The sequence below is a fragment of the Bradyrhizobium sp. Ec3.3 genome, from assembly GCF_000472925.1.
Taxonomy (GTDB): domain Bacteria; phylum Pseudomonadota; class Alphaproteobacteria; order Rhizobiales; family Xanthobacteraceae; genus Bradyrhizobium.
The window spans coordinates 166,400-187,880 of sequence record NZ_AXAS01000018.1 but is presented as its reverse complement, the minus strand read 5'-3'; the positions used below and the strand labels follow the sequence as shown (position 1 = coordinate 187,880).

The following is a 21,481-nucleotide window of genomic DNA, read 5'->3' as shown; positions in this document are numbered from 1 at the left end:
CATCCGGGCTTCTGTAACGGGCCCTGGTTAGTCAATCCCTTTTTGCGTCATCCACTCGCCAGGAACCTGCTTCTGTACGGGATCGGCGCTGTGGCCGTCGCCTGATGGGNTTCTAGAGAGGAGCAGGTCGGCCAATCTACGGAACGCGTGATCACATCGGGGATGCGTCGACAACCCGGATGACGGCCTGACCTGATCCATCGTCCCGGCGAAGGGACTCCGCTTCGGGAAGGCTGGTGTCCTGACCCGCCCGAAACCTTTGTTCGCTCCTCTGCTAAGCCGCGGCGGCGGTTGCCTTGGCGGCCGGATTGAAGGGCACGTTGTCCTTGAGCATGCGGAGCATGATCACGGCGAGCTTGCGTGCCAGCGCCACTTTGGCCTTGCTCATGCCGGCGCGCCTGGCGATCCGCATCGCCCAGCTCTTGAGCTGCGCACAGCCCTTGATCGGCTTGGTCAGGATGATGTGGGCGGCCTCATAGAGCGCCTCGCGCACGGAAGCGTCGCCATTTTTGCTGATGCGGCCGGAGTAGTCGGTCTCGCCTGACTGGTGCTTCTTCGGTGTCAATCCGAAGAGTGGGCCCGCTCGCTTCGACGAGGTGAAGCGGGTGGGATCATCGATGGCGCTGGCATAAGTCAGCGAAATGATCGGTCCCACGGCCGGCGTCGACATCAACAGCCGAGCCTTGGCATCCAAGAGAGACATCGCCCGGACCCGCTTCTCAAAGCCGTTGAACTCGCGCAGCAGAATCATGTGAACCGCGAGTGTTGCTGCGGCGATCGCCTCGAGGGCCGGATGGCCGGCCACCAGCTCGCCAATCCGGGTTGCAAAACTGCGCTTCGTCGTCTTGCCGACCTTCAGCCCGAAGCCACGCAAGATCCCGCGCAAGCTGTTCTCGACGTCCTGAAGCTTGGCCTGGATCAGCTTGCGCGCCGTCAACATCGCGCGGATCTCCTGTGCACTCATCGACTTACAATGCACCGGCCGGAACCAGCCGAGCCGCATCAATTGCGCGATGTTGCGGGCATCATTGCGATCCGACTTCACCGGCATCGCCTTGAAGGCGTCGCTCGCGTGGCGCGTCTCCAGAAGCTCGACCGCAAGCCCTGCCTGCTTCATCGCCGCGTAAAGCCACTGCGACAGCGGTCCTGCCTCCAGTCCGATCCTGGCAAGACCGAACCCAAGCGAACGGAACCAGTCGATCAGCGCCTCCGGTTCGCTCGCCACCTTGGCCTCCCGAACGATCTTGCCGTTCGCATCGACAACGCACATGCTGGAGCATTCCAATGACACGTCGATTCCGGCATAATAGTCCATGGTCGTCTCTCCTCGATGCTTGGAGCGAGGCTTAGGCCCTGACTCCGCTACACCATCAATGTGAGGGACGACCGCTTGCCTTTCCAACCAAGCCGCGCGACGCGCGCACCAAACAGCGCCGTAGCGAGCGCGGCTTGCGGGGCAGGAACGCCTCTCGGGAGCCCGTTACCCCATCTACGGGACGCCTACTGCGTCTTCGCGACCTTGGGCGGCTGGGGGACGGTGATGAAGCTGGTGGCTTCCAGCATGGCCGGCCCGAGCGGCGTCGGGATCTTCACCCAGAACGGCACCAGGATCCGGGTGCCCGCAACCGGCGCAAAGGCGATCTCGATGTTGCGCTGGGCGGCGAGGTATTTGATGACGGGGCGATCGGGGATGTAGCCGGCGACCGGCACGAAATAGAGCGCGCAGACCACGACCGGGCCGCGATAGCCCTTCTCGGCCTTGACGCTCTCCATGCGCTTGAAATCGAGCCTCAGGTCGTAGCGCATACGGCCGTCGAACACGGGGGCGCCGGTGCGGCAGGCCTCCGGCGACACCGGCTCGCCGGTGCCGGGCACGCGCAGCAGCGAAGCCGTCATCGGATCCCAGACGCCGCGGCGATGCGCCTCGGTCACGACGATACGATCAGGATCGACCGACGGCTCCGGCGCGATGCCGAACTCCTTCACATTGCCCTTGTCGAGGACGATGTGGATGTCCTCGGTCTTCTTCGAGGTGGTGGTGGAGGCCTGGTAGCCGGTCGCAACCAGCGCGCCGTTGACGACGCGGCCCTGCGAGGCGCCGGTGCCGGACCCGCCGGTGAAGGATTTCAAAATGCCGATCGTGCCGCCGGAAGCGGCAGCCGAGAACATGTCGTCCTGGATGTCGATGGTCCAGGCGCCGCGGCCGACCGGAATGCCCGACAGCGTCGCCTCATACTGCGCCTCGAGCCGCCCTTGCGCGGAAGCCGGCGCCATATCCCAGCCGAGGCCGCAAAGGACCGTCAGGGCCAGCCAGCCGCAGGCACGCGGCCGGGGCGAGAAAGACAGAGGCATGATCACGTTCAGCTGCAATCCGATGATACCGCCAGTCCCGTACTTAAGCCAAAACCGGCGGCAAACAATGTCAGGGGTCGGGCAATCCGCGCCCGGCCGCTTGGAACCGGCCTCTCTTTCCGCTCCGATTACGCCCTTTATGTGATGGTAAGGCATTTCAATCATTGCCGTTTTCGTGAGCGGGGCCGCGTACTCGGTCACCTCTCCCGCCCCTTGTTCCGCCGTCATGCCCCGGCTTGACCGGGGCATCCAGTACGCCGCGGCCTCTCGGTTGAATCACAACCGCCTCTGGAATACTGGATCGCCCGGTCGAGCCGGGCGATGACGCCGGTGGCTGGGTCGAAAGCGCGGCCAAAAACTTGACGTCTTGCCCCTTCCCCCCTATACGTCCGCCCGCTCCCTGCAAGGACAGAGAATTTGCACCCCCGTGGCGCCCCGAATGGCCGCCGCAAATCGTTGGGGGAACGGAAAGGGTTTTTAACATGTCTCGCCGCTGCGAACTGACGGCCAAGGGCCCCCTCGTCGGCCACAAGGTCAGCCACTCCAACATCAAGACCAAGCGCCGCTTCCTGCCGAACCTCGTCAACGTGACGTTCATCAGCGAAGCCCTCGAGCGCAACGTGCGCCTGCGCGTCTCCACCAATGCGCTGAAGAGCGTCGACCACAACGGCGGCCTGGATGCCTACCTCGTCAAGGCCCGCGCCGGCGACCTCTCCCCGCGCGCGCTGGAATTGAAGCGCCAGATCGAGAAGAAGGTCGGCGGCGCTCAGCCTGAGAAGAAGGCGAGCTAAGAGATCTACGAGCTGGGCCGGGGGCACGCGTAAGCGTCGCGTGGCGTAGCTTAGGAAGCGTTGAGTTTGAGTGACGGCCGGGTCGAAAGATCCGGCCGTTTTTGTTTTGCGGCGCAAGCGCATCTGGATGGAAAAACCGGCTGTCTCCTCGTTCCAAAGTTGCAAGCTGCTTCTCCAGTAGCGAATCCAAGTTATGGTAGCTTTCTGGTTGCAGGGGGAGGCCGATGGAGCTTACCAAGTTTCGTATAACGAACTTTCGTTCGATCAATGACAGCGGCGAAATTGCAATTGACAAGATCACGTCGCTCGTAGGCCGCAACGAGAGCGGCAAATCCAATCTAATTCTGGCGCTTGCCACTTTGAAGCCACCTGCCGGGCGTGCGGCTCTCTCCGCGATAAAGGATTTTCCACGGGGACGCCGGCTAGAGGAGTGCAAGGCGGACACTCCGGTCGTGTCTAGTACGTGGAAGCTCTCAAAGAGCGAGAGTGCCGAGCTAGCGAGACTATTGCCTGGCTCGCCGAGGCTTTCAGAAGTGGAGATCGGGCGGGGCTAGAGGCGTCTCGGGTTTCGATGCCGCGCTCGACAAAGCGAAGAAACTCATCGAGGGATGCCTACCGATCTTTGTTTATGTTTCCGAATTCCCCGAGTTGAATGGCCACCAGGACCTCGACACCTTTACGCAACGGCGGGGACACGATCCGTCTCTCATCGAGAGAGAAAATAACTTCGAGAAATTGGCGAGAGTTGCTGACTTCGATCCAGCGCGCCTCAACAATATTCGCAACGAACACGAGGAACGAGCTCAAATTCTAAACAGAGCTGGCTCGCTTGTAACTGCGGAAATCAGGAGGCTGTGGAAAGATCAAACTTTGATGGTGCGATTCAATTTAGACGGACCCCACCTCGATATTTTGGTCTCCGACCCACATGCTGAATATCCCGTCGAAGTAAACTTAGACGAGAGAAGCCGCGGCTTTCGATGGTTCTTCGCGTTCTTCATTACGTTTTCGGCTGATACGAGAGGAGGAAATGCTGATGGAGCAATTCTACTCTTGGACGAACCAGGCCTCTATCTGCATGCCAAATCACAAGGAGATCTGCTTAAGCATCTCCGGGAAGACTACAAAAATCAAATCATCTACACTACACATTCGCCGTTCATGGTACCGGCCGACGCCATCAAGATCGTCAGAACTGTAAATATTCAACCCTCGTCCGGCACCACGGTAACCAACACGCCCACCGGCGATTCCAAAACGCTGTTTCCGCTTCAAGCAGCGCTGGGTTATCACCTTTCACAAACCCTGTTCATTGGAAACTACAATCTCATTGTGGAGGGCATTACAGACTTTTGGATCCTCTCATCAATCAACGCCCATTTCGCTACCAGTGGGCGACGAACTTTACTGGCGGAGCTTACGCTTATGCCGGTAGGAGGCGCCGGACGAGTGTCCTACATGGCCGCCCTGCTGGCCGCAGAAGAGCTAAGAGTGCTGGTACTCCTCGACGATGATCGGGCGGGACGAGAGACGAAGACCGACTTAGTGAAAAGCAGACTCGTTCGCGAGACTGCCATCACTTTTGTAACCGAAGCATTCGCGTCTTCTACTCCTAGTGAAGCAGACATTGAAGATTTGCTCGACCCTTCCATGTACAGCGCTCTTGTTCAAGAGACGTACGCTTCAGAACTAAAAGGCAAAGCTCTCTCGCTCAATCCCAAAATTCCAAGGATTGTTAAACGATATGAAGAGGCATTTGCGGCTGCACAGCTTGAATTCAACAAGACCCGGCCAGCCCGCGAATTCATGTCTCGAATGGTGAAAGAACCGGCTTCCGTTCTTTGAGCCGAGAGCCAAGCCCGGTTCGAATCCCTTTTCGAAACAATCAGTGCGAAATTCAAGAAGCTGCGGCCTCGGCAATAACGAAGAGCGTCCGGGACGGCTTGCACCGATTCAACCAAAGCTCATCCTGGCCTAGCTCGTAAAGTCGATGCTCCGCAGCACGATGCCCGGGGGCGTGCCTTCGAACTCCGTCGCGCGATATTTGCCGGCGGCGCGGGCTTCGATGCGGTCGCGCAGGCGCAGGAACTGCGCTTCGCGCTGCTCGGGGCGGGCCTGCGGGCCGCGCTCGAGATAGTCCATCGCGGAGGTGGAGATCGCGCAGGGAATCTCCTTCGCGCCGTCGTGCATCGAGAACAGCACGATCATCCTGTCGTATTCGTGGCCGATATAGCGGCCGCTCGTGAGCGTCATGGGCCTTACTCCTCGTAAACACGAATCCTGTGAACGAGAAACGCGTTGCAGGCCCGCGCGTCCGCACGGAGCGCCGGCATGGCGCACCGCCAGGATCGCCTCAGCCCTCCCCGCCGAGCCGGGCAAAATCGTCGAGCAGCGCCGCCACCAGCGCGCGGTGCCGCGTGTCCTCCGCCGGGAGGCTCGCGGCGTAGAGATTGAGCACGTAGCGCGCCTTCGCCGCCGCCTCCGGCCACGACGCGGCGGGAACGGTCAAGAGCTGGTTCTCCAGCACGGCCTCGCGCTCGCGCAGCTCCCGCAGATTGTTTTCCACCTCCGCCAACGCGCGGCGCAGGCCGGTCGCCTTGCGGGCGGCCATGCCGCGATGCTCGTCGAGATCGACCGGCTCGTCAGACATCGCCGGGCACCTTACCAGAGGCGCTGGCATCGATGCGCTGCGCGTCCGCAAGGTCGACCGAGCCGATCGACACCATCTCCACCGCGCCGCCGCGGGCGCCTTCCGCCGGCACGACGATCATGGTGGCGATGCGGCGCCAGACGGAGAAGGACAGGCCCTCGATCGTCTCCTCGTTGGTGACGACCTCATAGGCGCCCGGCGGCAATTGCCGTGCGAGGCCGCGGATGTGGAACGGATGGTTGAAGGTGACGGTCTCCCGCCGCGAGCGGATGGTCATGTAAGCCTGCCTTTCGCGAGATGGCCCCAACCGCCGCTTGTTTCGGACAGTGCGCCCGTTCAGCGTCAATAGCCACCGCTTTTCTCAGGCGAGGCCCGCGCCGGAACGCCGCTGCGCAGCAGCAGCGTCTTAGCGCTCGCTATCCGCAAGTCAGGAGCGTAGGCTTTCGCATCACCGCATTTTCTTGACGGCATCGACCTCGGTGATCGTTCCGCTACTCGACACACCACGGGAGGACGACATGGCAAAGGGTCAGCAACGCAGCAATCGCGAAGCCAAGAAACCGAAGAAGGAAAAGGCCAAGGTGATCGCCGCGGCGCCGAGCCGCAAGGAGGCCGCCTGGCAACCGGACTTCGGCCCCGCGAAGAAGAAATAGACGCCAGGCATCGCGCTCGCGGTTCCGGCAAGCCCGGCCATGACGAGAGCCGACACACGGTGCTGCCTTAACCTCGCCCCGCCTCGGCATGGTCACGCGCCGAGGACATGGCACCGCTGGCAGGCCAACCTCAATCCGGTGCCGGGGCCCGCCCCCGCGTTAACCGTCCATTAACCAACGCAGCCTAGCCTCAAGTCATCGTCCAGCCATCATCAGCCCGAAATGCCTCCCGGTTCATTCCAGGATGACAGCCGATGTCCGTTGAGTTGTTGACGTATGCCGAGCTAGGCGCCCGCCTCAACGTCTCGCGCGAGGCCGCTCGTTCGCTTGCCAGGCGGCGCCGGTTGCCGCGCTCGCGTTCGGATGATCGCAAGGCCCGGGTAGGCGTCGATTTCTCCGAACTCCGCTATAGGCCGCGCCCGCGAATTGGCCGCCAGGCGGACCCCATCGCCGCCTCCATGGCAAAGATCGAGGCATTCAAGAGCGAGGCATTCAAGGCGGAGATCGCGCGGCTCGAAGCAAAGGCAGCCGGCTACAAAGCGGATTTCGAGCGCGAGCGCGAGCGCGCCGATCGCCTCGCCGTCGAGCTGCTGCAGGCGGCTGCCGAGACGATGGCAGCCAATGCGTGGGCGGCACAATTGGAAGATGAAGTGGCGGACTTACGGACCGGTCGCCGTGCCAGCGGCTCGACCGCGGGACGGGCCGCGCTTCGATTGGGACATCTGGCGGCGGCCATCGTGGCAGCAGACCGCGCAGCTTTCAGGTAGCACGCGATACTTTCTTTTAATCCCCGGCTTGCCGGACCAACGCGAGGGAACAATGGCTGGCATCACCGATCTTCACGAAATGAGGGCGCGCATCGTCGTGTTCGGGGTCGGCGGCGCCGGCGGCAATGCCGTCAACAACATGATTACGGCCGGGCTGCAGGGGGTCGAGTTCGTCGTCGCCAATACCGACGCGCAGGCGCTTGCCATGTCGAAGGCCAAGCGCCTCATCCAGCTGGGCACGAAGGTGACTGCAGGCCTTGGCGCCGGCTCGCAGCCCGAACTGGGACGCGCCGCAGCCGAAGAGGCCATCGATACGATCCGCGATCAATTGACCGGCGCACACATGGTGTTCGTCACGGCCGGCATGGGCGGCGGTACCGGCACCGGGGCTGCCCCCGTCGTCGCCAGGACCGCGCGCGAGCTCGGCATTCTCACGATCGGCGTGGTCACCAAGCCATTCTACTTCGAGGGCCAGCGCCGCATGCGCTCTGCCGAAACCGGCATCGAGGAGTTGCTCAAGACAGTCGACACCCTCTTGATCATCCCGAACCAGAACCTGTTCCGGGTAGCCAGCGAGAAGACCACGTTCGCCGATGCCTTCGCCCTTGCCGATCAGGTGCTTTATTCGGGCGTGGCCTGCATCAGCGATCTCATCGTCAAGGAAGGCCTGATCAATCTCGATTTTGCCGACGTTCTCTCCGTCATGAAGGAGAAGGGCAAGGCCATGATGGGACGGGGCGAGGCGTCCGGCGAGAAGCGCGTGCTCGCCGCGGCGGTCGCCGCGATTTCCAATCCATTGATCGAGAACCCATCGATCAAGCGCGCCAGCGGCCTCATCATCTCGATCACCGGCGGCAAGGATCTCATGCTGTACGAAGTCGACGAAGCGGCCACCCGCATTCGCGACGAGGCCGATCCGGACGCCAACATCATCGTCGGCGCGTCCTTTGATGACAGCCTTGAAGGTATCGTCCGCGTCTCGGTGGTGGCGACCGGCATAGATAATCTCGACCCGGCGCAGCAGATGCCGGTGGAAACCTCACTCACGCAGCTCGCCGGCAAGCTGCGCAACGACAGCCGCCGCATCGCCGATCGCATCGAGCGCAGTGCTCCCCTCCCGCAATTGGAAAGCCCGCCGCTCCGGCAGGCGGCCCGCCCACAAGCGGGGCAACCGCCAAGGCCAAATCCGGACTATGCGCGCCAGGCGGCGCCCCGGCCGCTCGATCCTTACGGCCGCGCTTCTCCGCGCAATGCGACCGACGACGGCATTCTCGATATCCCGGCCTTCCTGCGCCGCACCGCCAGCTGAGGGGTTCGCGAGAAGCGCTTGCTTGGCGACCAGCGCGCCCAACAACAGGCCGTCATCCCGGGGCGCGACGTAGTCGCGAGCCCGGGATCCATCGGACCGCAGTGACTGTTGAGCAATGGATTCTCAGATGCGCAATTGCGCATCATAGCTCGCGCCAAGAGGCGCGCCCCGGAATGACGGAGCAAAGCAACAACTCCCAATGCCGGACATGGGCCGCCGCTAGGCGACGCAGCAACAAAGCCGTCGTCCCGGCGAAGGCCGGGACCCATACCCACAGGGAGTAGTTTGGCGAAGACTCGTGGTTGGCAACTTCGCGTCATAACCGCTCCCTGGGGTTATGGGTCCCGGCCTTCGCCGGGACGACAGCGGAGTTTGCGGCAGGAGCAACGCTAAGACGAGGTTCTTAAGTCACGCAAGCAGCGCCGATCGTTCACGCTACCGTGCTGCGCGGGTTTTCCGCTGGTTCCTTTTTGTCCGTCTCCTTGTCGCGAGACAGCCAGGCTGTGAAACGAAGCAGGCGATCGTTGTTCTCTTTCGGCGGTTCGATGGGCGCATCATCGACCGAAATCGGGAGGTCCAGCGCAGCGTGGCCGACGCGCACCGCATCCGCGCGCTGATCCAGCCCGCGCAACAGGGGATCGAGCACGCTGTCGATTTCGGTCGCCACCGACACCAGAAAACTATTGAGCTCGCGCGCCTCGGGCACGACTGCCGCAGCCGACTCGATCGCCTTGCCGAGACCATCGACGACAGGTCCAAACGCGCCGGCGGCTTGTTTGACACGCGTTTTTATCGCCTCGATTTCGCTTAAGACGCGATCGCGTTCCCGCCTGCTTTTCTCCTCCGACAGGCGGGTTTCAAGTTCGGCGATCTGGGCCGTCAGGGTCGTGGCTTCGGATGCAAGTGCATCGCGCCGTCCGCGCACGCGATCGAGATCGCGGCTGAGATGGTCCACTAAGTCGTCCTTTCCGAACATTGGGTTACTCCGTAGGACAGCCGTTTTGGTCTGTAGGACGGCCTTGGCGCGAACCGCCAGTCTCGCCACCGACCGGATGGCCGGATCGGCCGAAACAGGCATCAACTTCGGTCGCGTCGCATGGGCCGACATGGTGAGCCCCCAATCGTCCACATTAGGCGACCGCATGGTTAACAAGCGGTTAATTTCAACAGCCGATGCTCGCTGTCATCCAATTCCGCTATACTCGCCCGGTAGCATGATCGGAGGGGACGCTTCGATGGAGCACGAGGCCAAGAACGAACCAAAAACCGAACCCGACAACAAACCCAAAACCGAACACACGACCGCACCCAGGAGCGAACCCAAGAACATCGTCATCTGCTGCGACGGCACGGGCAACGAGATAAGCGAGAACATCTCCAATGTGCTCAAGCTCTATCGCTGCCTGCGCAAGACCGACAGGACGCGGCCGCGGCAGCTGGTGTTCTATGATCCCGGCGTCGGCACGGTCACGGAGCCGTCGACGTGGAACCGCTGGAAGGCCGACATCAACCTGGTGCTGGGGCTCGCCACCGGCTATGGGCTCGATGACAACGTGCTCGCGGCCTACGGCTTCCTGGTCCAGCACTACGCGCCGGGCGACCAGATCTATCTGTTCGGCTTCTCGCGCGGCGCCTATACCGTCCGGGTGCTGGCGGGGCTGATCCACAAGGTCGGGCTGATCTCGCCGGAGCAGGCGAACCTCGCAGGTTCGGGCCTGATCGCCTACAAGCAATATTCCGGCACCGGGCGCGGCAATGATCTCTCCGCGCTCACCGATGCGGGCGCCGACGAGGACGGGCCGCTGCCGCAGGACCGCTTCGATCTCGCCGCGCAGTTCGCGCGCATCACCTCCTCGCGCTGGCCGACGATCCGCTTCATCGGCGTCTGGGACACGGTCGCCAGCGTAATCGTGCCGCGGCCGGACCGGCTGTACTGGCCGAGCCTGGAGGAGCTTGCGTTCACGCTGCAGAACCCGAGCGTGAAGATCTTCCGGCAGGCGATCGCGATCGACGAGCGGCGCTGCATGTTCCGCCTGAAGGAGTGGATCGAGCCGCAGCAGTTCTGGAGCAACCGCTTCGTCCCTGACGAGAAGAAGGAGCCGCAGGACATTCTGCAGGTGTACTTTGCCGGCGTGCATTGCGACGTCGGCGGCGGCTATGCCGAGACCGGAAGCGCGCTGTCGAAATATCCGCTGCTATGGATGATCGACGAGGCGATCATGGCCGGGCTGCATTTCAACCCACGCACGGTGAACCAGCTCGCCTGGGGCGTGCAGCGCAAGAACAGCCCGTTCACTTACGTCGCGCCCAGCGTGACGGGCGAGCTGCACAATTCGATGACGCCGGCCTGGCGCGTGCTCGAATATCTGCCGAAGAGCGCGAAGTACAAGGAATGGCCGGAGCGGCAGGTGTATTTCGGCTTCTACATCCCCGACTGCGAGCCACGCCTGATCCCCGAAGGCGCGCATGTGCATGAGAGCGTGGTGAAGCGGATGGCCGACGTGCCGGAGTATCGGCCGGTGAATCTGCCGAAGGATTTCGTCACCGTGCCGATGCCGGTCGGGCCGGAAAAGCCGACGACGGTGGAGGCGGCGTAAGGGGGATAAGTGGCGATGTGAGGTGAGGCGGGAGCGCGCCACATCCTCAATCGTCGTCCTGGCGAACGCCAGGACCCATTACCCCAGGGAGGGGTTTGGCGAAGATTCTGAGTTCGGTACTACCACAATCCGCAATCGATAGACCTCGCGGTATGGGTCCTGGCTTTCGCCAGGACGACGGTGTGGAGAGAGCTCGCGCCACACGAACAGAACAGGGAGCGCGTGGCTAACGCTTTCTTAATCGCATCGCAGAATCGCTAAAATGCTTGCGCAACAGTTAGCGTGATGATGCGACACTCTGTGCCATTCTTTCCCGCAAGGACGCATTTCGCGTACGGAGGACAAGCGACATGCAGCATCCGCGTCGATTTACACGTGTCAAGCCGAGCGGGCTGGTGTCGCGGCAGGCCAAGATCATCACGGACCCGAAGGCGCCGGTGATCAACTGCACGCTGATCGACTATTCGCCGGGCGGCGCCTGCGTCGATCTCGGCGGCCAGGTAAAAGTCCCCGACCGCTTCGAGCTGCTCCACGTCAACACGCGCAAACGCTGCCGCGTCGCGTGGAAGCGCGGGACGCGGATCGGGGTGGTGTTTTAGGGGGACGATACACTCGCTGAGACGGAGAGCACGCGCCGCATCATCGGTGCGTTCGATCGCGGGAGCGCAAGCGCAGTACGCGGCGCGATAGCCCCACAAACGTACACGCTCAAGACTTGTCCTTCCGCCACCGCGCCTTCGCGCCCGCGACGATCTGCATGGCGACGCCGGCGATCCAGCCGAGAAAGACGAGCCAGGTCCAGACGATGTCCGGGTTCTCGCGCAGCACGATGACGGCGACGGAGACGAAGGCGGTCACGCTGGCGAAGAGGGTGCCGGCCGAGCTCAGGAATTCCGCGGCGTCGATCTGCTCATGCGCCTGGTCGAAGGGAAGCTGCGGGGTGTCGATGCCGAGATAGAAGCCGATCGTCCCCAGCACCATCATCAGCACCAGAAATCCCTGCGTGGTCAGCATCGGGATCGCCGACCCGACATAGGCGCCGACGAACAGGCCGCACGCCGCCCCCGCCAGCGCCAGTCCGCAGCGCTCCAGCACGTGGGCAGACTTCCGGACACCATAGCGCATGGCAGGCCTCGCGGGGGTTCGCGATGGCGAGGTTAGGCTAATTTCGGGAGTGGCGGAAGGTTAGTAGAGTCACGGAGGGGTGATGCGAGGGTGCGGGGAAGCGGCGTCGTAACTCATGCGCACCGCATCGCGCACACACGCCCCCTCACCGCGCCCCGAACGTCGTCTTGCCGAACAGCGCCTTCTGCGTCGAGGGCTGCGAGCGCCAGTATTGCGGCGGGGCGTCGACGACACCGCCGAGCTCGGCGGCGGCGTGCCAGCCCCAGCGCGGGTCGTAGAGCATGGCCCGCGCGAGCGCGACCATGTCGGCCTTGCCGGAGGAGACGATTTCCTCGGCGTGCTTGGCTTCCGTGATCAGGCCGACCGCGATCGTCGTCACGCCGGTCTCGCGCCTGATGGCCTCCGCGAACGGCACCTGGTAGCCGGGGCCGAGCGGAATCTTCTGCAGCGGCGACACGCCGCCGGAAGAGGCGTCGATCCAGTCGATACCGCGCTTCTTCAACTCTTTGACGAATTCGATGGTCTGCGGCAGGTCCCAGCCGCCTTCGACCCAGTCAGTCGAGGACACCCGCATGCCGACCGGCTTGTCATGCGGGAACGCCGCGCGCACGGCGTCGAATACCTCGAGCGGGAAGCGCATGCGGTTTTGCAAGCTCCCGCCATACTCGTCGGTGCGGTGGTTGGAGATCGGCGAGAGGAATTGAGCCATGAGATAGCCGTGCGCGCCGTGCAGCTCGATCGCATCGATGCCGAGCCGATCGGCGCGGCGCGCGCAATCGACGAAGGCGTCGCGGATGCGGATCATGCCGGCGCGGTCGAGCGCGGTTGGGGCCGCCTCGCCCCCCTTGTGCGGCACGGCGCTTGGCGCAACCGTCTGCCAGCCGCCTTGAGCTTCCGCCAGCTGCTGCCCGCCGTCCCAGGGCCGCGCGGAAGAGCCCTTGCGGCCAGCATGCGCAAGCTGCATCGCGACGGCGGCGGTGGAATGTTTTCGCACCGAGGTGATGATCTGCTTCAGCGCGGCCTCGCAGGCATCGCTGTAGAGCCCGAGGCATCCCGGCGTGATGCGGCCGATCGCCTCGACATGCGTCGCCTCGATGCAGAACACGGACGCGCCCGACAGGGAGAGCGAATTGACGTGGGTGAAGTGCCAGTCGGTGGCAACGCCGTCCTCGGCCGAATACTGGCACATCGGCGACACCATGACGCGGTTCTTCAAGGACAGGCCGCGCAGCTCGATCGGTGAAAACAGGGCGCTCATGCGGGTTCCGGCGGATGGAGGGGCGATGGGCGGGAAGTGTAGTCGGCGGGAGGCGGAATGCTAGCCGCGCGGGAGGAATGGCGGCTAGCGGCGCGGCGCATTGCGCTCTCACATGGTCACAAGGCGGCGCCACACGCTCCGCCGTCGTCCCGGGGCGCGAAGAGAGCCCGGGACCCATACCCCCCAGGGAGAAGTTGTGGCGCGGGACTTCAACCACGATCTCGCCTGGACAACACGACCCTGTGGTGATGGATTCCGGGCTCGCGTGTTGCGCGCCCCGGAATGACGGTGGGAGAAGGAATGCCTCCTTCACACGCGCCCTCACCCACAACACTACTCCCAGAACGCGCCCGGCTCCGGCTTGCCGATGCGGAAGCGGCCGCCGCGGTCGATGTCGACGACGGCCTCCGCCGAGAACTCGATCGAATAGCGGCCGTCGTCCATCTTGCTCGACTTGCCGAACGCGCCGATCTTGTCGGCGAGCCCGGCATCCTGCATCACGAACAGCCGATGGTCCGAGAAGCGGCAGCGGCGCGGGCCCTGCCATTCGACGCCCGGCCTCGAGGCGCGCATGTCGCCGTCGGTCTTACGGTCGATCTTGCGTCCCGTCATGTCGCGGAACAGGTCCGGCGCGGCGATGAGCTGCGCACGGCCGCCCTCGATCCTGTAGATGTTCAGCGTGAGGATGTGGCGCTCGCTGCGGAAGGAGACCGCGACGTAGTGCGAGTCCGGCGACCAGCCGGCGTGATAGGAATCGGGCGCGGTATCGAGATTGTTGTTCTCGCTGATGTCGTCCAGCACAGCCAGCCGACGGTGGCCGGGTTCGGCCATCAGGTAGACGCGGAATTTGTCGCGGCCGCCCTCGCCGCTTCCATGTGCCGCGATCGACAGCTTTCCGTTCGGCGCATGCCCGCCCGCGATGATGGCATACTCGCCCTTGGCATAGCCGTGCTCGGCCGTGGCATGCGCCGGCGACAGGGCCGCGAGGGTGAGGGCGAGAGCGACGATGGCGCGAGGGATGAGCATGCCGATATGTCGCGGCTCTCCGGCTGCGCGTTCAACACGCGCCGTCGTCCCGGGGCGCGCGAAGCGCGAGCCCGGGACGACAGCGGGGTTAAGGCTACTACTCCACCAGCGTGAATTGCAGCAGCAGCGTGCGCTGGAGAAAGGAGAAATTGTCGTCCGAGACCAGCGTCAGCACGGTCTCGCCGTCGGCGCCGATATGGGCGTCGATGCCTTCCATGTTGTCGATCTCGTGGCCGAGATCGGCGGCGAAGAGCTCGGGACCATCGACCAGCGCGCCGGGCGCGATCGACTTCAAGGGGATCGCGCGGATGCGGATGTTAACGCCGGTGAACCAGGAGAATTTGCGCTCCAGGATCAGGAGTTCGCCCGAAGGCAGCAGCACCGCGTCGCTGATGTCGAAATTCTCGGTGCGGCGCACGCTGAACTGCCCGGGCGAGGGACCGCCGATCAGGAAGGCGATCAGGTTGCCGTCGCGGTCGAGCCCGCGCTCGGAAAACGCGATCAGCGTGCCGGCCAAGGGCTGCGCCTTTTGCAGGCCCTTGGGCACGAACACCAGCGCCTCGAGCCCCTTGTTGTACGGCAGCTTCTTCGCGGCGGGCGGCAACGGCAGCACCTCGCCGCGGGCGCGGGTAAAGCCTTTGGAGAAGTCGAAGCGCATCAGCGCGTTGACGCGCTCGAGCCCGACATAAACGAAGGAGCCGTCGAGCGCGATCGACTCGGTATCGTACCAGAGCCGCTTCTCGGTGATCGGCCGCCCTTCGGCGTTCAGCATCGGCGCGGCCTCGACGTCGTCGAGCCCGGCCATGTCGCGCCCGGCGTAGCGGATGGTCCCGCTGAACCACGCGCCCTGGTCGGAGATCGCGATGAAGCGCTCTCCTTTCTTGCGTTGTCCTTGGGCGTCGAGGAAGCGGATGCCGGAGAGGCCGCCGAAGCCGCGATAGGGCGATGTCAGCACCAGACCGCTGCGATACTCCAGCGCGCCGAAGCGGGTGCGCGCGCGATCGCGCGGCTCGAACGAAGGAATTTGCCGCGCGTTCACCTCGATGGCGACCGGCTCGGTGACGGTGTGCTCGGCCTGCCCCGCCGATTTCGGCGGCTGGGTCGCGACCTCTGCGCGCGCATTTGCGGGGAGCGCGAGCGTCGCTGCTCCCGCCGCATGGCCGAGAAATTGGCGGCGGGAGAAACGCGCGGTCACGAATGCAGTTTGCGGCGCGGGCGGCTCGGGGCTTGCGCGGGCGCGGTGTGCGTCTCGCTGAAGAGCTCGGCGAGCTTCTCGGTGATGGCGCCGCCAAGCTCTTCGGCGTCCACGATCGTCACCGCGCGGCGGTAGTAGCGCGTAACGTCATGGCCGATGCCGATCGCGATCAGCTCCACCGGCGAGCGCGTCTCGATCTCCTCGATGATGTGCCGCAGGTGCCGCTCGAGATAGTTGCCGGCATTGACCGACAGCGTGGAATCGTCGACCGGCGCACCGTCCGAGATCATCATCAGGATCTTGCGCTGCTCGGTGCGGCCGAGCAGGCGCTTGTGCGCCCAGTCGAGCGCCTCGCCGTCGATGTTCTCCTTGAGCAGCCCCTCGCGCATCATCAGGCCGAGATTCTTCCGCGCACGGCGCCAGGGCGCGTCCGCCGACTTGTAGATGATGTGGCGGAGGTCGTTGAGGCGGCCGGGATTGGCCGGCTTGCCGGCGGCGAGCCAGGCCTCACGCGATTGTCCGCCCTTCCAGGCGCGCGTGGTGAAGCCCAGAATCTCGACCTTGACGCCGCAACGCTCCAGCGTGCGCGCCAGGATATCGGCGCAAGTTGCCGCCACCGTAATGGGGCGTCCCCGCATCGAGCCGGAATTGTCGAGCAGCAGCGTCACCACTGTGTCGCGGAAGGTCGCCTCCTTCTCGCGCATGAAGGACAGCGGGTGATAGGGATCGGTCACCACGCGCGACAGCCGCGCGGGATCGAGAATGCCCTCTTCGAGATCGAACTCCCAGGCGCGGTTCTGCTGCGCCATCAGGCGGCGCTGCAAGCGGTTGGCGAGGCGCGCGACGATGCCCTGCAGATGCGCGAGCTGCTTGTCGAGGTAGGAGCGCAAGCGCTCCAATTCGTCATGGTCGCAGAGATCTTCGGCGGCGATCACCTCGTCGAACTTCGGCGCAAAGGCGTGATATTCCGGCCCGCGCGGCTCGTTGACCCCGCGCGAATTCGGCCGCGTCGCCTCGCCCGGCGTCTCGTCGTCACCGAGCTCGCCGTCGTCGAAGGTGTCCGAGGTCGAGGCCTGCGCGCTTTCCATCGCGCTCTCGCTCATCTCCTCGGTCGTCGCCTGCGCCTGGTCGGCGCTCATCTCCTGCGCGGCGTCGGAATCGGGTGAGCCCTCCGCGCCGGCCTGATCGTTGTCGCCGTCGCGGTTGTCGTCCTGATTGTCGTCCTCGTCGGAATCGGCGTTGCGCTCGTCACCCAGCTCGAGCGCCGACAACAGGTCATGGATGGCGTCGCCGAATTTGGTCTGGTTCTCGACCAGGCTGTCGAGCCGGTCGAGCCGTCTGCCGATCTTGTCCTCCAGCGTCGACCGCCAGAGATCGACCATCTTCTTGGCCGCCGCCGGCGGCGCCATTCCGGTCAGGCGTTCACGCACCAGCATGGCGAGCGCATCCGCCAGCGGCGCATCGGCGCGGTCGGTAATCTCGTCGAACTTGCCGCGATGGAAATGGTCATCGAGCATCGCGGTGAGGTTCTTGGCAACGCCCGCCATGCGGCGCGCGCCGATCGCCTCGACCCGCGCCTGCTCCACCGCCTCGAACACGCCGCGTGCCTGCGGATTGCCCGGCATCAGCTTGCGATGCAGTTTCGGATCGTGACAGGCGAGCTTGAGCGCGATCGAGTCGGCATGGCCGCGCACGATCGCCGCATCGCGCTTCGTCATTTTCCGCGCCGGCTCGGGCAGCCGCGCCTTGCCCGGCGCAAGGCCGGGGCGCTCGGCGGCGAAGCTGATTTCGAGCTCGGGCGTCTTGGCGATCGCCTTCAGGCACGACGCCACCGAGCGCTTGAACGGCTCGGTCGGCGCTTCCTTGGTGTTGCGGAATTTGGAGTTGGATGTGCTGCTCATAGCGACTTCGTAAACCAATGGCGCGTCACGCCGCCAGGATAGCCGTCAATGGCGCCGAATTCTTCGTAGCCGCTAGCGCGGTAGAAGCCCGGCGCCTGGAAACTCATCGTGTCGAGATAAGACCGGGTCGCCCCAATCTTTCTCGCCTCGTCCTCGATCGCCGCGATCAGCTTGGTGCCGTGGTCCTTGCCGCGGAATTTCTGCTCGATCCAGAAGAACTGGATGAACAGAACCTGCGTCCAGACCTCACCGACGATGCCGCCGACGATCTTGCCGCGCTCTTTCAGGGAAATCGCGAGGCGCTTGTACTTCTGCTTTCCCATCCGCTCATTGTTGTAGCCAATGAGCCCGGCGAGCACCGCTTTCTTGGTCGTCCCAATGCTGCGCTCGGCGGTGATGGTTGGCATGGGACTAGCTAAGCGCCACGTTGACCGCCGATTCCGGCAGCTCCGCGTTGAAGCAGCGCTGATAGAACTCGGCGACCAGGGGACGCTCGAGCTCGTCGCACTTGTTGAGGAAGGTGACGCGGAAGGCGAAGCCGATATCGCCGAAGATGTCGGCGTTCTCGGCCCAGGTGATCACCGTGCGCGGGCTCATCACCGTCGACAGATCGCCATTGGCGAAGGCGTTGCGGGTGAGATCGGCAAGGCGAACCATCTTGTTGACGATGTCGCGGCCTTCCTGGGTGCGATAGTGCTTGGCCTTCGCCAGCACGATCTCCACTTCCTCGTCATGCCCGAGATAGTTGAGCGTGGTGACGATCGACCAGCGGTCCATCTGGCCCTGGTTGATCTGCTGGGTGCCGTGATAGAGGCCCGAGGTGTCGCCGAGGCCGACGGTGTTGGCGGTCGAAAACAGCCGGAACGCCGGATGCGGCTTGATCACCTTGTTCTGGTCGAGCAGCGTCAGGCGGCCGGAGACTTCCAGCACGCGCTGGATCACGAACATCACGTCCGGGCGGCCGGCGTCGTATTCGTCGAACACCAGCGCGACGTTGTGCTGGAGCGCCCAGGGCAGAATGCCGTCGCGGAATTCGGTGACCTGCTTGCCGTCCTTGACCACGATCGAGTCTTTGCCGACGAGGTCGATACGGCTGATGTGGCTGTCGAGGTTGACGCGCACGCAGGGCCAGTTGAGGCGCGCGGCGACCTGCTCGATATGGGTGGATTTGCCGGTGCCGTGATAGCCCGTCACCATGACGCGGCGGTTCTTGGCGAAACCTGCGAGGATCGCGAGCGTGGTGGCGCGGTCGAAACGGTAATCGGCATCGACTTCGGGCACGTGAGGATCGACTTCGGAATAGGCCGGCACTTCGAGATCGCTGTCGATCCCGAAGACCTGGCGGACCGACACCTTCATGTCGGGCAAACCGTTGACTTCCTCAACTTTGGACAGGGCGGCGGTCGTCATTCATCCTCCGAGGCCCCGGGCGGTCCCGAGACCAGTTATTTGCACTTTGGCGGCGGCTGGGTGCAGTTGCGAACCTATCAGAGACCACGAGCCGGCAGAAGCCCGCGCCCCAATCAAAGTTCCGTTGTCATTTCATTTAGATAGGCAAGGAACGCGATTTTTGGAAGGCTGCCCTGCGAATCACGCCGAAATTCCATGGCCTTCAAGCGTTCGCCGCCCGCTTTGGCACTTTGGCGGCCGCGCCCTACTTGTGTAAGGTCTGAACCCAAATGCTCCTGCCCGATACAGAGACGACGTGACGTCCTTCCTCGATCCCTTCATAGACTTCGTCTCGGCCCATGCTGGGCTGGCCTACCTGACTCTCTTCCTCGCGGCGCTGCTGGAGGCTGTTCCGGTGGTGGGTTCGGTCGTTCCCGGCTCGACCATCATCCTGGCGCTGAGCGCCCTGATCCCGGGCGGCGAACTGAAACTACAAGGGGTGCTACTGGCCGCCGCCCTCGGCGCCATTCTGGGTGACGGCTCGGCCTACTGGATCGGACACAAGCAGCAGCGCGAGATCCTCAATAGCTGGCCTCTGACCAACTATCCCCGCGTGATCGAGGAGAGCGAGACCTTCTTCCGCCGGTTCGGCACCTGGGCGGTGTTCTTCGCCCGCTTTGTCCCACCAATCCGGGCTTTCGTACCGGTCACCGCCGGTGCGGTCGGCATGGCGCCGGCGCGCTTCTATGCGGTCAATATCCCTGCAATCCTGGTCTGGGCGCCGGCGCACGTGCTGCCGGGCGACCTCGCGATTTCGGCCTGGCACAGCTATTCCGGCCTGCCGCACCACGGGCATCCCGCCAAGCACATCTGGATGCTCACTGTCGTCGGCGTCGCGATCGTTGTGGGCCTCGTGATCTGGAGCATCCGCCGGAGGCACGGCAGCAGGGTCGTGCCGGCAAAGCCGGAGGGTTAGAGGGCCGCCACACCACAGGTGTCGTCCTGGCGAAAGCCAGGACCCATTACCCCAGGGAGTGGTTCGGCGAAGATTCGTCGTCCGGTACTGCTAGCGTCCCTAATCGATAGATTCCGCGGTATGGGTCCTGGCTTTCGCCAGGACGACGATGGAGAGCTCGGGGGTGGCAGAGCGATCTGGGGCGAGGAGCGATCTCAGCCCTTCGTATCGACTGTCCCCGCCCGCCGCCCAGGCGCTGGCCCAACATAGCGCGCCCGCGGGCGGATCAGCCTTCCGTGCTGCAATTGTTCGCTCGCATGCGCGATCCAGCCGACGCTGCGCGCCATTGCGAACAGCGCGAGCTCGCTGCCGGCCGGCAGGCGCAGGGCGTGCACCAGCACGGCGAGCGCGTAGTCGATATTGACGAACTCGCCGGTCGCCTCCGCAATCCGCTCCGGCACCTCGCGGGTGAATTTGCGCGGCGCGCCGGCCCTCGCCAACGCATTGAGCAGCGACTGTGCGCGCGGATCGCCGCGCTTGTAGACGCCGTGGCCGAAGCCGGCAAAATGCTCGCCGAGCGCGACGCGCTCACGCACCATCGGCTCGACATCGCGATCCACCAGCGTCTTCACGAGCTGCGAGGCCAGCACGCCGGCGCCGCCATGTTTCGGGCCTTTCAGCGCGGCGAGACCAGCAATGACGGCATCGTAGAGATTGAGCCCGGTAGAAGCCGCGCAGCGTGCGGTGAAGGTCGACGCATTCAGTTCGTGTTCTGCCAGCAGTACCAGCGCGCGGCGGACGAGATCAGCCGCATGCTTGTTGTCGGGTGCCCAGGCGCTGGCGATCTGCTGATGTAGCGGCGCGGACGAGGGCTCGGCATTGAGCATGGTTGCGACCAGCAGCCGGACGATGCGCGCTCCGACCATCGCGCGGCCATCGGGCGCGCGGGTAAAGGCGCGGGGATCGGCGCTCGCGGCAAGCGCCAGCACCGCGATGGCGCGGTCGATTGGGGCTGCTCGGCGCGCGGCCTCCGCGATCGCGCGCATCTCGTCCGAGACCTGGGGGCAATTGTCCGATGCAAAGGGATCGACGCCGGAGACGTCCCAGAGCAACGTCGCGGCATGCTCCAGCGTGTCCCGCTCAGCGAGGTCGACGCAGTTCACGCCGCGATAGATCGCGCCCTCCTCGGTGATGGTCGAGATCTCCGTGTCCATCACCGGCAGGTCGGCGTCGAAGCTGCGCAGGCCCCGCGGCTCCGGCGACGGGACGCGACGCTCTTTCAGGTTGCGGACGTCCTCGGCGCGGTAGCGGTTTTTGCGCGAATCCGCCGTCGGCTCGGAGCGGATCAGGCCGCGGCTGACATAGGCGTAGAGTGTCGCCGGCGAGATCGCGAGTTCCGCGGCGGCCTCCCGCGCCGAGAGGTACAGCTCCTCGGAATTTTTCATATTGATTTATGTAATCAAGATTGATCAATCTGTCGAGAGGCCTGACCTTTCTCATCGTGAAAGGAGAC

At 64.1% G+C, this 21,481-nt stretch carries 23 protein-coding genes; 9 read left to right on the top strand and 14 right to left on the bottom strand.

Annotation, left to right across the window (positions count from 1 at the left end):
• Positions 1-274 precede the first annotated feature (274 nt).
• On the bottom strand, positions 275-1,315 hold the full coding sequence (locus YUU_RS0120575; protein WP_027522839.1) for an IS110 family transposase: 1,041 nt from the start codon (positions 1,313-1,315) through the stop codon (positions 275-277).
• A 185-nt stretch (positions 1,316-1,500) separates the two neighbouring features.
• Positions 1,501-2,352, bottom strand: a complete 852-nt coding sequence (locus tag YUU_RS0120570; RefSeq protein ID WP_027524098.1) for a DUF3108 domain-containing protein — start codon at positions 2,350-2,352, stop codon at positions 1,501-1,503.
• A gap of 482 nt (positions 2,353-2,834) precedes the next feature.
• On the opposite strand from YUU_RS0120570, the gene rpmB reads away from it, so the two are divergent.
• The 3 genes from rpmB (at position 2,835) to YUU_RS51260 (ending at position 4,988) form a co-directional block, all read left to right on the top strand.
• On the top strand, positions 2,835-3,143 hold the full coding sequence (gene rpmB / locus YUU_RS0120565) for a 50S ribosomal protein L28 (RefSeq protein ID WP_027524097.1): 309 nt from the start codon (positions 2,835-2,837) through the stop codon (positions 3,141-3,143).
• A gap of 224 nt (positions 3,144-3,367) precedes the next feature.
• Positions 3,368-3,697 (top strand): AAA family ATPase, encoded by a 330-nt coding sequence (locus YUU_RS60295; protein WP_198031788.1) that lies wholly within the window; start codon positions 3,368-3,370, stop codon positions 3,695-3,697.
• Between the two features lie 94 nt (positions 3,698-3,791).
• Complete coding sequence (locus YUU_RS51260) at positions 3,792-4,988, top strand: ATP-dependent endonuclease (RefSeq protein ID WP_198031787.1); 1,197 nt, start codon at positions 3,792-3,794, stop codon at positions 4,986-4,988.
• Between the two features lie 129 nt (positions 4,989-5,117).
• On the opposite strand, the gene YUU_RS0120555 is transcribed toward YUU_RS51260, so the two are convergent.
• The 3 genes from YUU_RS0120555 to YUU_RS0120545 form a co-directional block, all read right to left on the bottom strand.
• Positions 5,118-5,396: a DUF1488 domain-containing protein gene (locus YUU_RS0120555; RefSeq protein ID WP_027524096.1), complete on the bottom strand. Its 279-nt coding sequence runs from the start codon at positions 5,394-5,396 to the stop codon at positions 5,118-5,120.
• A 100-nt stretch (positions 5,397-5,496) separates the two neighbouring features.
• Entirely contained in the window at positions 5,497-5,793 is a 297-nt protein-coding gene (locus YUU_RS0120550; protein WP_027524095.1) for a hypothetical protein, read from the bottom strand.
• Entirely contained in the window at positions 5,786-6,070 is a 285-nt protein-coding gene (locus YUU_RS0120545; protein WP_027524094.1) for a hypothetical protein, read from the bottom strand. The genes YUU_RS0120550 and YUU_RS0120545 overlap by 8 nt, the downstream gene beginning before the upstream one ends.
• Before the next feature lie 184 nt (positions 6,071-6,254).
• On the opposite strand from YUU_RS0120545, the gene YUU_RS51255 reads away from it, so the two are divergent.
• The 3 genes from YUU_RS51255 (at position 6,255) to ftsZ (ending at position 8,522) form a co-directional block, all read left to right on the top strand.
• Positions 6,255-6,446, top strand: a complete 192-nt coding sequence (locus YUU_RS51255) for a hypothetical protein (RefSeq protein WP_035662860.1) — start codon at positions 6,255-6,257, stop codon at positions 6,444-6,446.
• A gap of 254 nt (positions 6,447-6,700) precedes the next feature.
• On the top strand, positions 6,701-7,213 hold the full coding sequence (locus tag YUU_RS0120535; protein WP_027524093.1) for a hypothetical protein: 513 nt from the start codon (positions 6,701-6,703) through the stop codon (positions 7,211-7,213).
• A gap of 52 nt (positions 7,214-7,265) precedes the next feature.
• Positions 7,266-8,522: a cell division protein FtsZ gene (gene ftsZ, locus YUU_RS0120530; RefSeq protein WP_027524092.1), complete on the top strand. Its 1,257-nt coding sequence runs from the start codon at positions 7,266-7,268 to the stop codon at positions 8,520-8,522.
• A gap of 430 nt (positions 8,523-8,952) precedes the next feature.
• On the opposite strand, the gene YUU_RS0120525 is transcribed toward ftsZ, so the two are convergent.
• Positions 8,953-9,498 carry a hypothetical protein gene (locus YUU_RS0120525; protein WP_245288058.1) on the bottom strand — a complete coding sequence of 182 codons (546 nt, stop codon included), beginning with the start codon at positions 9,496-9,498 and terminating at the stop codon, positions 8,953-8,955.
• A gap of 259 nt (positions 9,499-9,757) precedes the next feature.
• On the opposite strand from YUU_RS0120525, the gene YUU_RS51250 reads away from it, so the two are divergent.
• The gene (locus tag YUU_RS51250) at positions 9,758-11,119 is read left to right on the top strand and encodes a DUF2235 domain-containing protein (protein ID WP_051389814.1); all 1,362 of its coding nucleotides are present in this window, start codon (positions 9,758-9,760) and stop codon (positions 11,117-11,119) included.
• Positions 11,120-11,469: 350 nt separating this feature from the next.
• On the top strand, positions 11,470-11,718 hold the full coding sequence (locus YUU_RS0120515) for a PilZ domain-containing protein (RefSeq protein WP_027524090.1): 249 nt from the start codon (positions 11,470-11,472) through the stop codon (positions 11,716-11,718).
• A 109-nt stretch (positions 11,719-11,827) separates the two neighbouring features.
• On the opposite strand, the gene YUU_RS0120510 is transcribed toward YUU_RS0120515, so the two are convergent.
• From YUU_RS0120510 to cobS, 7 genes are all read right to left on the bottom strand, one after another.
• Entirely contained in the window at positions 11,828-12,244 is a 417-nt protein-coding gene (locus tag YUU_RS0120510; protein WP_027524089.1) for a hypothetical protein, read from the bottom strand.
• A gap of 145 nt (positions 12,245-12,389) precedes the next feature.
• Positions 12,390-13,502, bottom strand: a complete 1,113-nt coding sequence (locus YUU_RS0120505; RefSeq protein WP_027524088.1) for an NADH:flavin oxidoreductase/NADH oxidase — start codon at positions 13,500-13,502, stop codon at positions 12,390-12,392.
• Positions 13,503-13,835: 333 nt separating this feature from the next.
• Positions 13,836-14,528 carry a hypothetical protein gene (locus YUU_RS0120500; RefSeq protein WP_027524087.1) on the bottom strand — a complete coding sequence of 231 codons (693 nt, stop codon included), beginning with the start codon at positions 14,526-14,528 and terminating at the stop codon, positions 13,836-13,838.
• Between the two features lie 97 nt (positions 14,529-14,625).
• A complete protein-coding gene (locus YUU_RS0120495) occupies positions 14,626-15,723 on the bottom strand; it encodes an esterase-like activity of phytase family protein (protein ID WP_027524086.1) in 1,098 nt (365 codons plus the stop codon).
• The gene (gene cobT, locus YUU_RS0120490; RefSeq protein WP_027524085.1) at positions 15,720-17,624 is read right to left on the bottom strand and encodes a cobaltochelatase subunit CobT; all 1,905 of its coding nucleotides are present in this window, start codon (positions 17,622-17,624) and stop codon (positions 15,720-15,722) included. Before cobT ends, YUU_RS0120495 begins: the two co-directional genes overlap by 4 nt.
• Positions 17,621-18,031 carry a GNAT family N-acetyltransferase gene (locus YUU_RS0120485; protein WP_027524084.1) on the bottom strand — a complete coding sequence of 137 codons (411 nt, stop codon included), beginning with the start codon at positions 18,029-18,031 and terminating at the stop codon, positions 17,621-17,623. The genes cobT and YUU_RS0120485 overlap by 4 nt, the downstream gene beginning before the upstream one ends.
• Before the next feature lie 4 nt (positions 18,032-18,035).
• Positions 18,036-19,034: a cobaltochelatase subunit CobS gene (gene cobS, locus YUU_RS0120480; protein WP_027524083.1), complete on the bottom strand. Its 999-nt coding sequence runs from the start codon at positions 19,032-19,034 to the stop codon at positions 18,036-18,038.
• 295 nt (positions 19,035-19,329) lie between these two features.
• Between cobS and YUU_RS0120475 the strand changes: the two genes are divergently transcribed.
• The gene (locus tag YUU_RS0120475; protein ID WP_027524082.1) at positions 19,330-19,989 is read left to right on the top strand and encodes a DedA family protein; all 660 of its coding nucleotides are present in this window, start codon (positions 19,330-19,332) and stop codon (positions 19,987-19,989) included.
• 194 nt (positions 19,990-20,183) lie between these two features.
• Here YUU_RS0120475 and YUU_RS0120470 read toward each other — a convergent pair whose 3' ends face one another.
• Entirely contained in the window at positions 20,184-21,413 is a 1,230-nt protein-coding gene (locus tag YUU_RS0120470; protein WP_027524081.1) for a citrate synthase family protein, read from the bottom strand.
• Positions 21,414-21,481: the final 68 nt, after the last annotated feature.

What these genes read in the sequence shown, in the direction of transcription:
- cobS (WP_027524083.1), bottom strand. Translation starts at nt 19,034, where the DNA reads ATGACGACCGCCGCCCTGTCCAAAGTTGAGGAAGTCAACGGTTTGCCC.
- YUU_RS0120570 (WP_027524098.1), bottom strand. Translation starts at nt 2,352, where the DNA reads ATGCCTCTGTCTTTCTCGCCCCGGCCGCGTGCCTGCGGCTGGCTGGCC.
- YUU_RS0120555 (WP_027524096.1), bottom strand. Translation starts at nt 5,396, where the DNA reads ATGACGCTCACGAGCGGCCGCTATATCGGCCACGAATACGACAGGATG.
- YUU_RS0120545 (WP_027524094.1), bottom strand. Translation starts at nt 6,070, where the DNA reads ATGACCATCCGCTCGCGGCGGGAGACCGTCACCTTCAACCATCCGTTC.
- YUU_RS60295 (WP_198031788.1), top strand. Translation starts at nt 3,368, where the DNA reads ATGGAGCTTACCAAGTTTCGTATAACGAACTTTCGTTCGATCAATGAC.
- YUU_RS51250 (WP_051389814.1), top strand. Translation starts at nt 9,758, where the DNA reads ATGGAGCACGAGGCCAAGAACGAACCAAAAACCGAACCCGACAACAAA.
- YUU_RS0120485 (WP_027524084.1), bottom strand. Translation starts at nt 18,031, where the DNA reads ATGCCAACCATCACCGCCGAGCGCAGCATTGGGACGACCAAGAAAGCG.
- YUU_RS0120575 (WP_027522839.1), bottom strand. Translation starts at nt 1,315, where the DNA reads ATGGACTATTATGCCGGAATCGACGTGTCATTGGAATGCTCCAGCATG.
- cobT (WP_027524085.1), bottom strand. Translation starts at nt 17,624, where the DNA reads ATGAGCAGCACATCCAACTCCAAATTCCGCAACACCAAGGAAGCGCCG.
- YUU_RS0120500 (WP_027524087.1), bottom strand. Translation starts at nt 14,528, where the DNA reads ATGCTCATCCCTCGCGCCATCGTCGCTCTCGCCCTCACCCTCGCGGCC.
- YUU_RS0120550 (WP_027524095.1), bottom strand. Translation starts at nt 5,793, where the DNA reads ATGTCTGACGAGCCGGTCGATCTCGACGAGCATCGCGGCATGGCCGCC.
- ftsZ (WP_027524092.1), top strand. Translation starts at nt 7,266, where the DNA reads ATGGCTGGCATCACCGATCTTCACGAAATGAGGGCGCGCATCGTCGTG.
- YUU_RS0120505 (WP_027524088.1), bottom strand. Translation starts at nt 13,502, where the DNA reads ATGAGCGCCCTGTTTTCACCGATCGAGCTGCGCGGCCTGTCCTTGAAG.
- rpmB (WP_027524097.1), top strand. Translation starts at nt 2,835, where the DNA reads ATGTCTCGCCGCTGCGAACTGACGGCCAAGGGCCCCCTCGTCGGCCAC.
- YUU_RS0120535 (WP_027524093.1), top strand. Translation starts at nt 6,701, where the DNA reads ATGTCCGTTGAGTTGTTGACGTATGCCGAGCTAGGCGCCCGCCTCAAC.
- YUU_RS0120510 (WP_027524089.1), bottom strand. Translation starts at nt 12,244, where the DNA reads ATGCGCTATGGTGTCCGGAAGTCTGCCCACGTGCTGGAGCGCTGCGGA.
- YUU_RS0120515 (WP_027524090.1), top strand. Translation starts at nt 11,470, where the DNA reads ATGCAGCATCCGCGTCGATTTACACGTGTCAAGCCGAGCGGGCTGGTG.
- YUU_RS0120470 (WP_027524081.1), bottom strand. Translation starts at nt 21,413, where the DNA reads ATGAAAAATTCCGAGGAGCTGTACCTCTCGGCGCGGGAGGCCGCCGCG.
- YUU_RS0120525 (WP_245288058.1), bottom strand. Translation starts at nt 9,498, where the DNA reads ATGTTCGGAAAGGACGACTTAGTGGACCATCTCAGCCGCGATCTCGAT.